Below are 13,073 nucleotides of genomic sequence, written 5' to 3'. Positions count from 1 at the left end.
CGGCGCGCGATGAGTTCCGCACCCGGCGCCCGTCGGAACCGGTGGGCGGTCGACCGGCCGCCCGCGAGACCCTGCGAAGGAGACGACGATGCGCGCGATCGTGCCCAGCCTGTGGTTCGACGGCAACCTCGAGGAGGCCATCACCTTCTACTCGAGCGTCTTCCCCGACGCGAAGGTCGGCGAGGTGTTCCGCCAGCCCGACGGCACCGCCGTGTCGGCGGACTTCGAGCTCGCCGGCCAGCGGTTCGACGCCATCAACGGCGGTCCGCAGTTCCCCTTCACCGAGGCGGTGTCGTTCGTCGTCGAGTGCGAGTCCCAGGACGAGGTCGACGAGTACTGGGCGGCGCTCACCGACGGCGGCCAGGAGTCGCAGTGCGGCTGGCTCAAGGACCGGTTCGGGCTGTCGTGGCAAGTCGTGCCGCTCGAGTTCCTCGCGATGCTGCAGGACCCCGACCCGGCGCGCGTGCAGCGCGTCGTGGACGTGATGATGACGCAGTCCAAGCTCGACCTGGTGCCGTTGCGCGCCGCCTACGAGGGCTGAGCCGGGTCAGGCCGCGTCGGGCAGGGACGGCCCGGGGCCGCGTTTCACGGGTTGAGGCCGAGGACCGTCACACCGCGCGCCCGAGCGGCGTTCGCCAGGCGGGAGTCGAAGGTGGCGAGAGGGACACCGAGGAGCTCGGCGAGCGCGAGCACGCAGGCGTCGGGCATCTTCAGCGCGGCGGTGGCACGGACGAGCGCGAGGTCGTCGGGCGTGGGCTCGCCCTGCGCGGAGAGGCCGAACCCGGCCGCCTCCAGGCGGTGACGTGCCTGTGCCTGGGCGCCTGCTCGCGCCGGACCGACCAGCACCTCGGCGAGGGTGAGGGAGTGGAGGACGATCCCGTGCTGTCCGTGCTCGAGGACGAGCGACGTCGCCTCGGTGTGGTGCACGTCGGAAGGGTTGGACGCAGCGATCACGACGTTCGCGTCGGCGACGATCACTCGTCCCAGCCCGCCCGGACGTCGTCGAGGTAGTCGGGCGCCGCGTAGTGCTCCGAGAGCGTCGTGAGCGCCGCCACTGCCCGGCGGCGCTCGGCCTCGGCGACGTCGTCCTCGTGCTCGAGGGCCGAGGCTCCCTCCTCGATCAGGTGGGTGAGGAGTCGCGTCGCGGGCTCACCGGGCCACCGGCGTCGGGCGACCGCCAGCGCGCGGGCGACGGCGTCCGTCTCCGTGATCGCGTGGCGCGGCTTGAGCGTGGGCATGGATCGAGAGTAACACCGAGAGTTCTGGTGTCACACCGGATCGCGGGACTTCCGCTGGGCGGGGCGCCGGGGATTCGTGGCGCTCGTCGGCAGGGCCAGGAGTCAGTCAGGATCTCTGGCGCTACCGCGCTCCGCCCGGGCGTCGCAGCGCGACGAGCTCGCCGATGAGGCCGAGGAGGTCGTCCACGTCGTCGCCGGGGCGGGGGCCGCGGAAGGCGAGATCCTCGCCCGGGGTGCCGTCGCCGTCGTCCCCCTCGTCGCCGCCCGTGACGCGGCCGAGCACGTCGCTGCTCAGCGCGGCGTGCGCGTAGAGGCCGTCGCTGAGCAGGACGATCGCGTGGGCGACGACGGGGTCGCCGACCTCGTCGAGCACGGCGCGGGTCCACGCGTCGTGCGCGCCGTCGAGCGCGGCACGGGCGCGCGGGTACGACCCCTGCGCGAGCCGGGACACGGCGAGGTAGACGAGCTCGAACTCCGTGTCGACGAGCGTCGAGGTGCGGATGAGGTAGTCGACGGCCCCCGCGGGGGCGGCGCGCATGGCCTCCACGTCGGCGGCGGTGAGCTCCCGGAGGTGCTCGGTGAGGCCGTCGGCGAGCGCGTCCTTGGAGCCGAAGTGGTAGAGCAGCCCGCCCTTCGACACCCCGGCGCGCTCGGCGACCGCCTCGAGCGTGGCGGCGCGCTCGCCCTGCTCGACGAGCAGGGACGCGAACGCCCGCAGGACCTTGGCGCGAGCAGCGGGGGGCGGCGGCATGGCACCGAGGGTAGTCGGCCCGCGCGGACCCGCAGGCCGGTGGGCGGCGAGCCCGCGGCCGGCGCGGGGACGCCGAACGGGGGAGGCGACGCGGTGCGGAGCGTCACAATCGCGGGCGGGATGACGGTGGCCTGTCTCGTCGTTACTATACCGTCTGGACGGTCTGGAAGTTCGGCGCCACCGCGTCGCCCCGGCCGCCCGGAAGACGTGGAAGGACCCTCGCCGTGACGACCCCCGTGACGACGACCCCGACCGGGACCGCCGCCCAGCACGAGCCCGCGACGCGCGGACCCGCGCGCGGCGCCGCCGGCCGTTGGTTCGCGCTCGCCGTGCTCATGCTCCCGGTGCTGCTCGTGTCGGTCGACAACACCGTGCTCAGCTTCGCGCTGCCCCAGATCTCCGAGTCGCTGCGCCCTACCGGGACGCAGCTGCTGTGGATCATCGACATCTACCCGCTCGTGCTCGCCGGCCTGCTCGTGCCGATGGGCTCGTTCGCCGACCGCGTCGGCCGCCGTCGGCTGCTCCTCACCGGCGCGGTGGGCTTCGCCGCCGTCTCCGTGGTCGCGGCCTACGCGCCCAGCGCCGGCGCACTCGTCGCGTCGCGCGCCGCGCTCGGCTTCTTCGGCGCCATGCTCATGCCGTCGACGCTCTCGATCCTGCGCAACGTCTTCACCGACCGCGAGGAGCGACGGCTCGCCATCGCCGTCTGGGCCGCCGGGTTCGCGGCCGGGTCCGCGCTCGGGCCGATCGTCGGCGGCTTCCTCCTCGAGCACTTCTGGTGGGGCTCGGTCTTCCTCCTCGCCGTCCCGGTGCTCGTGCTGCTGCTCGCGCTCGCGCCGTTCTTCGTGCCCGAGTCGCGCGACCCCGCGCCGGGCCGGGTCGACGTCCTGTCGATCGTGCTCGTCATGGCGACCATGACCCCGGTCGTCTACGGCATCAAGACCTTCGCGAAGTCCGGCCCGAGCGTGGTCGCGCTCGTGAGCGTCGCCGTCGGGCTCGCCGCGGGCGTGCTGTTCGTGCGCCGTCAGCTCCACCGGTCCAACCCCATGATCGACGTGCGCCTGTTCACGCGCGGTGCCTTCAGCGGCGCGGTGCTCGTCAACCTGCTGTCCGTGTTCTCGCTCGTCGGCTTCCTGTTCTTCGTGTCGCAGGACGTCCAGCTCGTGCTCGGGCTCGGCCCGATGCAGGCGGGCGTCGCGCTCCTGCCGGGGCTGGTCGTCATGATCGTCGCCGGGCTCGGCGTCGTCCGGGTGGTGCGGCGCGTGCGCCCGGCGCACGTCGTCGCCGTCGCGCTGCTGTTCTCCGCGACGGGCTACGCGATCGTCGCCGCGGGCGCCGGGCAGAGCACGCTCGCCCTGCTCATGGTCGCGTTCGTCGTGCTCTCGCTCGGCGTGGGCGCGGCCGAGACCGTGTCGAACGACCTCATCGTGTCGTCCGTCCCCGCCGCGAAGGCGGGTGCCGCGTCGGCGATCTCCGAGACCGCGTACGAGGTGGGCGCCGTGCTCGGCACGGCCGTCCTGGGGAGCATCCTCACGGCGTCGTACCACGCGAACGTCGTGGTCCCGGCGGGCGTCCCCGCGGCCGACGCCGTCGCTGCGGCCGAGACGCTGGGCGGCGCGACCCAGGTCGCCTCGACCCTGCCTGCCGGGCAGGCGCAGGCGCTGCTCGACTCCGCGCACGCCGCGTTCGGCAGCGGCGTCGGCACGACGTCGCTCATCGGCGTGGTGCTCATGCTCGTCGCCGCGGGCGTGGCGCTCGTCACGCTCCGCGGCGCCAGGTCCTGACGCCGCGCCGCTCCGTGCGCCCCGCCGGTCCCGACCGGCGGGGCGCACGGCGCCCGCGGTTGGCGGTGGAGCGCCGGATCGGCAAGGCTGTGCGGTGATGAGCCGTCCGCACCGCACCCCGCCCCGCTGGGTCCGCTGGACCCTCGGCATCCTGCTCGCCCTCGTGCCGTGCGTCGTGTGGGGGGTCACGACGGCGACGGCCGAGCGCAGCCTCGGCCCGCACGAGGCGCTGTACGAGGTCACGACGAACGGCCTCGTCACCGTCGACCTCGGCCCGCTCGGGACCATCCAGATCGACTCGCCGCTGCCGCTCGGCCTGGGCGCCGACGTCACGGTCGAGGAGATCCCCGCCGACCTCACGGCCGTGGGGCAGGCGGACACGCTCGAGGGCCTGTCCCAGGACCTCGAGGACTACCTGCGCTTCTTCGGCGGCCCGCAGGAGACGATCGGCTCCGTCGCGCGCGCCCTCGTCGTCGACGCGCTGCGCCGCACGGGGTTCGCGGTCCTCGTCGTCGCGGCCGTCGGTGCCGGTCTCTACCTCCTGCTCGGTCCGCCGCGCCGACGCGAGCTCAGCGAGCGGGTCGCGCCGCGGACGTACGAGATCACCGCGGGCGTCGTGCTCGTCTCGCTCGTCGGTGCGTCGCTCGTCGCGAGCGACCCGGGCACGACGTCCGGGCCGGCCCAGCGCGCGTCCGCGGTGTTCGACGGGACCCCGCTCGAGGGCGCGCGCATCACCGGACGGCTCGCGGGCGTCGTCGACACCTACGGCGCGATGCTCATCGACCTCTACCGCGAAAACGAGGACTTCTACGCGCGCGCGGACGCCAACCTCGTCGCAGCCTGGGACCGGCGCGACCGGATCCAGCGCCTCACCGCACCGCGGCCCGCCGCGGCGGCCACGTCCGACGACCGGCCGTCCGGCGAGCCGTCCGACGGTGCGTCGCCCGACGCCCCCGACGCGACGGGTGACGCCCCGGACGCGACGGACGCGCCGTCGTCGGGCGCCGACGACGCGCCCGACGCGGGCGCCGAGGAGCCCGGCGCGCCCGACGGCGCGTCCGACACCGAGGACGGCGACGAGGCGCGCGACGCGCCGACGCCGCAGCCCGCCCCCGCGGCAGAGGAGGACCTCGTCACGCTCCTCGTGGTGAGCGACCTGCACTGCAACACCGGCATGTCCCCGCTCATCCGGACCGCGGTGGAGCGGTCGGGTGCGTCGGTCGTCCTCAACGCCGGCGACACGACGATGAACGGCACGGCCGTCGAGTCGTTCTGCGTCGACTCGTTCGCGTCCGCGGTGCCGAAGGGCGTGACGATGGTCGTCGCCGACGGGAACCACGACAGCGTCGAGACCTCGGCGCAGGAGCGCGCGAACGGCCAGACCGTGCTGGACGGCAAGGTCGTGGAGGTCGAGGGGATCCGCATCCTCGGCGACCGCGACCCGCTCGAGACGCGGCTCGGGCTCGGCAGCCAGCCGCCCCGCGAGGAGACGCCGGAGGAGTACGCGGCCCGGCTCGCCGAGGTCGCGTGCACCGAGCAGGAGGACGGGGACGGCATCGACCTCCTCCTCATCCACACGCCCCGCATGGGGAACGAGGCGCTCGACTCCGGCTGCGTCCCGAACCAGGTCTCGGGGCACATGCACACCCGGTCCGGGCCGGAGCGCACGGGCGGCGGCGTCCGGTACGTGAGCGGGAGCACCGCGGGCGCGGTCAAGGACCAGCTCCGCATCGGCCCCCTCAAGGGCACCGCGGAGATGACGGTGCTGCGCTTCGAGCCCGAGCGACGGCGCATCGTCGACTGGCAGCTCGTGCAGATCGGGACGGACGAGTCCGCGAAGGTCTGGCCGCGGATCGCGTGGCCCACGCCGTCCGGGGAGCCGGTCGTCGAGGAGCCCGACGAGGTCGGTACCGAGGACGGCACCGAGGGCGACCTGCCCGGCGGCGACGCACCCGCGGGCGCCTCGGTCGGGGACGAGCCCGAGGGCGAGGGCTGAGCCGCTGCGCGTCGGTGCTCGCCGCGCGCTGCCCGGCACGGCAGGATGGGCGTATGAGCAGGTCGACGCGCTGGATCGTCGTGTCGGTGGTCCTCGCGCTCGTCGTGGTGCTCCTCGCCCCGTTCGTGTACTCCGAGGTGCAGGAGGGTCGCACGCCGCCCCCGCTGGGTCTGCAGTCGCCGGGGGAGGAGACGGCGTCCGCCGCTCCCGCCGAGCCGGGGCCCTTCGACGTGGACGGGGAGTGGGTCGTCGCGCCGGGCTCCGAGGCGGGCTTCCGCGCGGACGTCCTCGACGTCCCGGCGGAGGAGGCGGTGCTCCTCGGCACCACGCCGGACGTCACCGGCACGCTGCGCGTCGTGGACGGCGAGCTGGAGACCGCGACGGTGACCGTCGCGACGACCGCGCTCCGCACCGGGTCGTCCGTGGCGGACCGCCAGCTCCAGCAGGCGCTCGAGGCGGACCTGTACCCGACCACGCTCTTCTCCCTCACGTCGCCGCTCGACGTGAGCGAGCTGGCGTCCACCCGGGAGGCGGTCCGGCTCCAGGCCGCAGGGGCGCTGACGATCCGCGACGAGACCCAGCCCGTGACGGTCGCGCTCGACGTCCGCCGGTCGGGCCAGGGGGTGCTCGCGACCGGGGCGATCGGTGTGCGCTTCTCCGACTTCGGGATCGCGGTGCCGCCCGACGCCCCCGTGCAGGTGCGCGACCAGGGCGCGGTGGAGGTGCGGCTCGAGCTCGTCCGGTCCGCGACCCCCTGAGCCCCCGCCTGACCTGGTGACCTAGGGTGGTCGGGTGGACCACCCGACCGACCTGACGCCCGTCGCCCAGGACTACCTCAAGGTCGTCTGGGCCGCTCAGGAGTGGGCGGACGAGCGCGTGACGACGAAGCTCCTCGCCGAGCGGATCGGCGTCGGGGCGTCCACGGTCTCCGAGACGGTCCGGCGGCTCAGCGCGCAGGGCCTGCTGGAGCACGCGCCGTACGGCGCGATCACGCTCACCGAGCGCGGCCGCAGCCTCGCGCTCGCGATGGTGCGCCGCCACCGGCTCCTCGAGACGTACCTGGTGTCCGAGCTCGGCTTCGGGTGGGACGAGGTCCACGACGAGGCGGAGGTGCTCGAGCACGCGGTCTCCGACCTGCTCATCGAGCGCATCGACGCGCGCCTCGGGCACCCCACGCGCGACCCGCACGGCGACCCGATCCCCGGCGCCGACGGGACCGTCGTCCGCCCGCCCGCGGTCCCGCTCGCGGAGCTCGTCGTGGGGGACCGCGGCACCGTGGTGCGGATCTCCGACGCCGACCCGGACGTGCTGCGCTACCTCGCCGAGATCGGCGTCGGCCTCGACACGGGGGTCGAGGTCCGCGAGCGCCGCGAGTACGCGGGCATCCTCTCGGTCGTCTGGTCGCCGCCCGCGGAGGGTGTCGCACCGGCGCCGGACGCTCGCCCGGCGCCGCCCGCCCAGCTCGGCCTGCGCGCTGCGGACCACGTGTGGGTCGTGCGCGCGGAGCCCGTCTCCGCCTAGACTGGCCGCCTGCCCCGACTTCTCGTCGCCGATGTCGCCGACCTGGCTCGAATCGATTCGACACCCGGTCCGAGCCGCTCGACCGCCCCGCCCGACCGACGCACGAGGACACCATGACCGACGCCACCCCGCCCGCACCGCCGTCGGACGACCCCACGCCCCGCGACACCGGCCGCCTGCGCGGCGCCGGGCCCGCGCTGCTCGCGCTCGCGATGGGCGGCTTCACCATCGGGACGACCGAGTTCGCGACCATGGGGCTCCTGTCCGACATCGCGACCGACCTCGGCACGTCCATCCCGACCGCGGGTCACGCGATCACGGCGTACGCCGTCGGGGTCGTCGTGGGCGCGCCGCTCCTCACCGTCGCCGCGGCACGCGTGCCGCGCAAGACGCTCCTCGTCGCGCTCATGGCGTTCTACACGCTCGGGAACCTCTTCTCCGCCACCGCGGGGAGCATCGAGACCCTCGTCGCCGGTCGCTTCCTCGCCGGGCTGCCCCACGGCGCGTTCTTCGGCGTCGGGGCGGCGGTGGGCGCGGCCGTCGCCGGTCCCGGCCGCCGCGGCCGCGCCGTCGCGACGATGATGGCCGGCCTGACGATCGCCAACGTCGTCGGCGTGCCCCTCTCCACGTTCGCCGGGCAGCAGCTCGGCTGGCGGGCCGCGTTCGTCGTGGTCGGCGCGCTCGGGCTCGTGACGCTCCTCGCGCTGTGGCGGCTGATCCCCGCCGGGGCGGGCAACGAGGACACGAGCGTGCGGCGCGAGCTCGGCGCCCTGCGCAACGGCCCGCTGTGGACCGGTTTCGTGGGGGCCGCGATCGGGTTCGGCGGCATGTTCGCCGTGTACTCCTACGTCGAGCCGACCGTCACGCGCGTCACCGGGCTCGCGTCCGGTGCGGTGCCGCTCGTGCTCGCGATCTTCGGCGTCGGCATGACCGTCGGGACGGTGATCGGCGGCCGGCTCGCCGACCGCTCGGTGATGCGCACCGTGTACCTCGGGTTCGTGTCGACCGGGGCGATGCTCGCGCTCTTCGCGCTCACGGGGCAGCACCCCGTCCCGGCGGTGCTGTCGCTGTTCCTCCTCGGCGTGACGTCGCAGATCCTCGGCCTGTCGCTCCAGACGCGGCTCATGGACCTGTCGCCGTCCGCGCCGTCGCTCGGCGCGGCGCTGTGCCACTCCGCGCTCAACGTCGGCAACGCCAACGGGGCGTTCCTCGGCGGGCTCGTCATCGCCGCCGGCTGGGGCTACCTCGCCCCCGCCTGGACGGGGGTCGTGCTCACGGTGGCCGGCCTGGCCATCATCCTCGTCGTCGGGCGCCGCCCCGCGGGCGTCGTCGTCGCCACGCTGCCCGACGGCGCGCGCTCGCCCTCCGCGGCCGCCGCGCCGCCGCGGTAGTCCCCGCCTCGCTCCAGGTCGCGCGCGTGCGGAGGTCCGGCGGCTCCCAGCCGGGTCCCAGCGCGGCGCGGTAGGTTGTGCCGTGCGTGCACCGCCGTGCGCGCCGTCACGTCCGGCGCGAGCCGGTGACCCACGAGGAGCGTCCCCGTGAGCAAGAGCGCCACCGCCGGTGCGAACGTGTCCGCCGAGCCCGACGACGAGCTGCTGCCCGCGTCCGGCCCTCGCCCGATCAGCCCGCGCACGATGGGCTGGCTGCTCGTCGTGCTGGGCGCGATCGGCCTCGCCGGCTCGGCGGCGCTCGCGATCGAGAAGTACCTCAAGCTCGCCGACCCGAGCCACGTCGCCTCGTGCAGCGTCAACGCCCTGCTCGACTGCGGCGACGCGATGGACTCGTGGCAGGGCGCGCTCCTGGGCTTCCCCAACCCGCTGCTCGGCATCGCGGCGTTCCCCGTGGTCATCACCACGGGCGTCGTCCTGCTCGCGGGCGCCCGCCTGCCGCGCTGGTACTGGCTCGCGCTCCTCGCGGGGACGACGCTCGGCATGGGCCTGATCGTCTTCCTCATGTGGACGACGATGTACGCGATCTCCGCGATGTGCCCCTACTGCATGGTCGTGTGGTTCGCCATGATCCCGCTGTTCTGGTACCAGGTGGTCCACGCGGTGCAGGAGGGCTACCTGCCCGCCGGGGCCGGCGTGCGCCGCACGCTCGTGGGCAACCGGCACCTGTTCCTGGCGATCGGCTACGTCGCGCTCGTCGCGTGGATCCTGCTGGTCAAGGGCCCCATCATCGTCTCGTTGTTCTGACGGGCGTCCCTCGGCCGGTGGTGCCGGGCCGGGGTGTCGGGTCGCGTCAGCGCCAGGCGGGCTGGTCCGGCGCGGCGTCCTGCGGGAAGGCCTGGCCGCCCGGCTGCGGGGCGGACGGCGCGCCCTGGGCCTGGTGGGCGGACTGCGCCGTCGCGCCGGGCTGGCCCGCGGCGAGCGGGCTGACGACGACGGCCGTGCCGTACGCGCACACCTCCGAGAAGGACGCCGCGATCTCGCCCGTGTCGAAGCGCATCCCGACGACGGCGTTGGCCCCGCGGCGCTGCGCCTCCTGCACCATGCGGTGCATGACCTCCTGCCGCGACTCGTAGACGAGCTGCGTGTACTCCTTGACCTCCCCGCCGCCGATCGAGCGGAAGGACGCGACGAAGTTCGCCCCGAGGTTGGCGCTGCGCACGGTCATGCCCATGACCTCGCCGAGCACCGCGTCGATGCGGTAGCCGGGCACGTCGTTGGTCGTCACGATGATCACGCCGCACATCCTCGCACGGGGCGGACGGCCGCCGTCGGGCCGCGCGGCGGCCGGTAAACTCGGCCGGGTGACCACGCCTGACACGACCTCGATCCCGCACGCCCCGGACGCCCCCGCCGCGGGCGGCCCCGCCCACCGCTACACGCCGGCGCTCGCGGAGCAGATCGAGCTCAAGTGGCAGGAGCTCTGGGAGCAGCGCGGCACGTTCTGGGCCGCGAACCCCACCGGCGACCTCACGGACGGCGACGGCGACCGGCCCCAGGGCGCGAGCCCCTACTTCATCATGGACATGTTCCCGTACCCGTCGGGCGCGGGCCTGCACGTCGGGCACCCCCTGGGGTACATCGCGACGGACGTCGTGGGCCGGTTCCGGCGCATGCGCGGCGAGAACGTGCTGCACGCCCTCGGCTACGACGCGTTCGGCCTGCCCGCCGAGCAGTACGCGGTGCAGACGGGACAGCACCCCCGCGTGACCACCGAGGCGAACATCGCCAACATGCGTCGGCAGCTGCGCCGCCTCGGGCTCGCGCACGACTCGCGCCGCTCGTTCGCGACGATCGACCCCGAGTACGTGCGCTGGACGCAGTGGATCTTCCTGCAGATCTTCGACTCCTGGTACGACCCGGAGGCCCTGCGTCCCGACGGCGGTCGTGGTCGCGCGCGCCGCATCGCCGAGCTCGAGGCCGAGCTCGCGTCGGGCGCGCGGCCGGTGCCGGGCGGCGTCGAGGACGTCGAGGAGGGTGCGGACTGGGCGACGCTCACGCCCCAGCAGCGCCGGGCCGTCGTCGACTCGCAGCGTCTCGCGTACGTGGACGAGTCGCCGGTGAACTGGGCCCCCGGCCTGGGCACGGTCCTCGCGAACGAGGAGGTCACCGCCGACGGCCGCTCCGAGCGCGGCAACTTCCCCGTGTTCCAGCGCAGCCTGCGCCAGTGGAAGATGCGCATCACGGCGTACGCCGACCGCCTCGCGGACGACCTGGACCTCATCGACTGGCCCGAGAAGGTCACCGCGATGCAGCGCAACTGGATCGGGCGCAGCGAGGGCGCGCTCGTGCGGTTCCCCGTGCTCGGCACGCCCGACGGCGCGAACGACGCCGCGGCGGAGTCCGGCGCCGAGGTCGAGGTCTTCACGACGCGCCCCGACACGCTGTTCGGCGCGACGTTCATGGTCGTCTCGCCCGAGCACCCGCTGCTCGACGAGGTCCCGGCGCACTGGCCGGACGGCACGTCGAGCGCGTGGACGGGCGGGCACCGCTCGCCGGTCGAGGCCGTCGCGGCGTACCGGCGCGAGGCCGCCGCGAAGACCGCCGTCGAGCGGCAGGCCGACGCGGGCAAGAAGACGGGCATGTTCACGGGGCACCTCGCGGTGAACCCGGTGAACGGCCAGGCGATCCCGGTCTTCACCGCCGACTACGTGCTCATGGGCTACGGCACGGGCGCGATCATGGCAGTCCCCGGCGGCGACGAGCGCGACTTCGCGTTCGCCGAGGCGTTCGGGCTGCCGGTCGTGCGCACGGTCGAGCCCGCGGACGGGCTGCCGGAGGACTTCACCGGCCCGTACACGGGCGACGGCGTGGTCGTCGGCTCGGCCAACGACGAGATCTCGCTCGACGGGCTCGACGTGCCCGAGGCGAAGCGCCGCATCACCGAGTGGCTCGTGGGCAAGGGCATCGGCGCGGGCACCACGACGTACCGCCTGCGCGACTGGCTGTTCAGCCGCCAGCGCTACTGGGGCGAGCCGTTCCCCATCGTGTGGGACGAGAACGACCAGCCCGTCGCGATCCCCGACGCGCTGCTGCCCGTCGACCTGCCGGACGTCCCCGACTACGCGCCCCGCACGTTCGACGCGGACGACGCCGACTCGTCGCCCGAGGCGCCGCTGGGCCGCAACGACGAGTGGGTCAACGTCACGCTCGACCTCGGCGACGGGCCGAAGCAGTACCGCCGCGACACGAACACGATGCCCAACTGGGCCGGGTCGTGCTGGTACTACCTGCGCTACCTCGACCCGCAGTGGGACGGCGGCGAGCAGGACACGGTCGTCGACGCGGAGCTCGAGCGCTACTGGATGGGCCCGGAGCACAACCCGAGCGCGGGCCGCGCCGGCGGCGTGGACCTGTACGTGGGCGGTGTCGAGCACGCCGTGCTGCACCTGCTCTACGCGCGGTTCTGGCACAAGGTCCTCTACGACCTGGGCCACGTGTCGAGCGTCGAGCCGTTCCACAAGCTGTTCAACCAGGGCTACGTCCAGGCGTACGCGTTCACCGACGCGCGCGGCCAGTACGTGCCCGCCACGGAGGTCACGGAGGAGCCCGCGCCCGACGGCTCGGGCGAGGTCGTGTACCGCTGGAACGGCGAGGTCGTGCAGCGCGAGTACGGGAAGATGGGCAAGTCGCTCAAGAACGTCGTCACGCCCGACGAGATGTACGCCGAGTACGGTGCCGACACGTTCCGCGTCTACGAGATGTCGATGGGCCCGCTGGACCTGTCGCGCCCGTGGGAGACGCGCGCCGTCGTCGGGTCGCAGCGCTTCCTGCAGCGCCTGTGGCGCAACGTCGTCTCCGAGGAGACGGGCGAGGTGACGGTCGTCGACGAGCCGGCGTCGCCCGAGACCCTGCGCGCCGTGCACCGTGCGATCGCGGACGTGCGCGTCGAGATGGAGCACATGCGCCCGAACACGGCCATCGCGAAGCTCATCACGCTGAACAACCACCTCACGTCGCTCGACCGCGTGCCGCGCGAGGCCGTCGAGCCGCTCGTGCTCATGACCGCGCCCGTCGCGCCGCACATCGCGGAGGAGCTGTGGGAGCGCCTGGGGCACGACCGCTCGCTCGCGCACGAGCCCTTCCCGACGGCGGACGAGCGCTACCTCGTCGAGGACACCGTGACGTGCATCGTGCAGGTCAAGGGCAAGGTCCGCGGGCGGGTCGAAGTGCCGCCGTCGATCTCGGAGGAGGACCTCACGGCCGCCGCGCTCGCCGAGCCGAACGTCGTGCGCGCGATCGACGGCGCCGAGGTCCGCAAGGTGATCGTCCGCGCCCCGAAGCTGGTCAACATCGTCGTCTGACGACCCGACACGCTGACTGCGGGAGATCGTC

The 13,073-nt window shown here is 74.1% G+C and carries 12 protein-coding genes; 8 read left to right on the top strand and 4 right to left on the bottom strand.

The features are described 5' to 3' along the window. Positions 1–88 precede the first annotated feature (88 nt). Positions 89–541, top strand: coding sequence for a VOC family protein (locus ACZ4MO_RS06375; RefSeq protein WP_175008341.1), 453 nt, complete (start codon positions 89–91; stop codon positions 539–541). Between the two features lie 44 nt (positions 542–585). Here ACZ4MO_RS06375 and ACZ4MO_RS06370 read toward each other — a convergent pair whose 3' ends face one another. The 3 genes from ACZ4MO_RS06370 to ACZ4MO_RS06360 form a co-directional block, all read right to left on the bottom strand. Then, positions 586–978 carry a type II toxin-antitoxin system VapC family toxin gene (locus ACZ4MO_RS06370; protein WP_222592366.1) on the bottom strand — a complete coding sequence of 131 codons (393 nt, stop codon included), beginning with the start codon at positions 976–978 and terminating at the stop codon, positions 586–588. Continuing rightward, entirely contained in the window at positions 975–1,238 is a 264-nt protein-coding gene (locus tag ACZ4MO_RS06365) for a hypothetical protein (RefSeq protein WP_175008343.1), read from the bottom strand. The genes ACZ4MO_RS06370 and ACZ4MO_RS06365 overlap by 4 nt, the downstream gene beginning before the upstream one ends. Before the next feature lie 121 nt (positions 1,239–1,359). Next, a complete protein-coding gene (locus ACZ4MO_RS06360; protein ID WP_228485007.1) occupies positions 1,360–1,989 on the bottom strand; it encodes a TetR/AcrR family transcriptional regulator in 630 nt (209 codons plus the stop codon). 224 nt (positions 1,990–2,213) lie between these two features. Here ACZ4MO_RS06360 and ACZ4MO_RS06355 point away from each other — a divergent pair, with 224 nt between their 5' ends. From ACZ4MO_RS06355 to ACZ4MO_RS06330, 6 genes are all read left to right on the top strand, one after another. Next, a complete protein-coding gene (locus tag ACZ4MO_RS06355) occupies positions 2,214–3,773 on the top strand; it encodes an MFS transporter (protein ID WP_255437079.1) in 1,560 nt (519 codons plus the stop codon). 97 nt (positions 3,774–3,870) lie between these two features. Further along, complete coding sequence (locus ACZ4MO_RS06350; RefSeq protein ID WP_175008344.1) at positions 3,871–5,769, top strand: metallophosphoesterase; 1,899 nt, start codon at positions 3,871–3,873, stop codon at positions 5,767–5,769. Between the two features lie 53 nt (positions 5,770–5,822). Further along, positions 5,823–6,527 carry a YceI family protein gene (locus ACZ4MO_RS06345; protein WP_175008345.1) on the top strand — a complete coding sequence of 235 codons (705 nt, stop codon included), beginning with the start codon at positions 5,823–5,825 and terminating at the stop codon, positions 6,525–6,527. Between the two features lie 34 nt (positions 6,528–6,561). Beyond that, positions 6,562–7,290: an iron dependent repressor, metal binding and dimerization domain protein gene (locus ACZ4MO_RS06340; RefSeq protein ID WP_175008346.1), complete on the top strand. Its 729-nt coding sequence runs from the start codon at positions 6,562–6,564 to the stop codon at positions 7,288–7,290. A 113-nt stretch (positions 7,291–7,403) separates the two neighbouring features. Next, positions 7,404–8,681, top strand: coding sequence for an MFS transporter (locus tag ACZ4MO_RS06335; protein ID WP_175008347.1), 1,278 nt, complete (start codon positions 7,404–7,406; stop codon positions 8,679–8,681). 147 nt (positions 8,682–8,828) lie between these two features. Continuing rightward, on the top strand, positions 8,829–9,485 hold the full coding sequence (locus tag ACZ4MO_RS06330) for a vitamin K epoxide reductase family protein (RefSeq protein WP_255437083.1): 657 nt from the start codon (positions 8,829–8,831) through the stop codon (positions 9,483–9,485). Positions 9,486–9,531: 46 nt separating this feature from the next. On the opposite strand, the gene ACZ4MO_RS06325 is transcribed toward ACZ4MO_RS06330, so the two are convergent. After that, entirely contained in the window at positions 9,532–9,975 is a 444-nt protein-coding gene (locus tag ACZ4MO_RS06325) for a heavy metal-binding domain-containing protein (RefSeq protein WP_175008348.1), read from the bottom strand. A gap of 67 nt (positions 9,976–10,042) precedes the next feature. On the opposite strand from ACZ4MO_RS06325, the gene leuS reads away from it, so the two are divergent. Beyond that, positions 10,043–13,042 carry a leucine--tRNA ligase gene (gene leuS / locus ACZ4MO_RS06320; RefSeq protein WP_499278648.1) on the top strand — a complete coding sequence of 1,000 codons (3,000 nt, stop codon included), beginning with the start codon at positions 10,043–10,045 and terminating at the stop codon, positions 13,040–13,042. The last annotated feature ends 31 nt before the right edge of the window (positions 13,043–13,073 follow it).

It is taken from the genome of Sphaerisporangium cinnabarinum (assembly GCF_055567015.1).
This window is presented reverse-complemented; position numbering and strand designations above follow the sequence as displayed.

Bases quoted from the DNA above. Each gene is read 5' to 3' on its own strand.
- ACZ4MO_RS06375 (WP_175008341.1), top strand. From the start codon at position 89: ATGCGCGCGATCGTGCCCAGCCTGTGGTTCGACGGCAACCTCGAGGAG.
- ACZ4MO_RS06345 (WP_175008345.1), top strand. From the start codon at position 5,823: ATGAGCAGGTCGACGCGCTGGATCGTCGTGTCGGTGGTCCTCGCGCTC.
- ACZ4MO_RS06350 (WP_175008344.1), top strand. From the start codon at position 3,871: ATGAGCCGTCCGCACCGCACCCCGCCCCGCTGGGTCCGCTGGACCCTC.
- ACZ4MO_RS06365 (WP_175008343.1), bottom strand. From the start codon at position 1,238: ATGCCCACGCTCAAGCCGCGCCACGCGATCACGGAGACGGACGCCGTC.
- ACZ4MO_RS06360 (WP_228485007.1), bottom strand. From the start codon at position 1,989: ATGCCGCCGCCCCCCGCTGCTCGCGCCAAGGTCCTGCGGGCGTTCGCG.
- ACZ4MO_RS06335 (WP_175008347.1), top strand. From the start codon at position 7,404: ATGACCGACGCCACCCCGCCCGCACCGCCGTCGGACGACCCCACGCCC.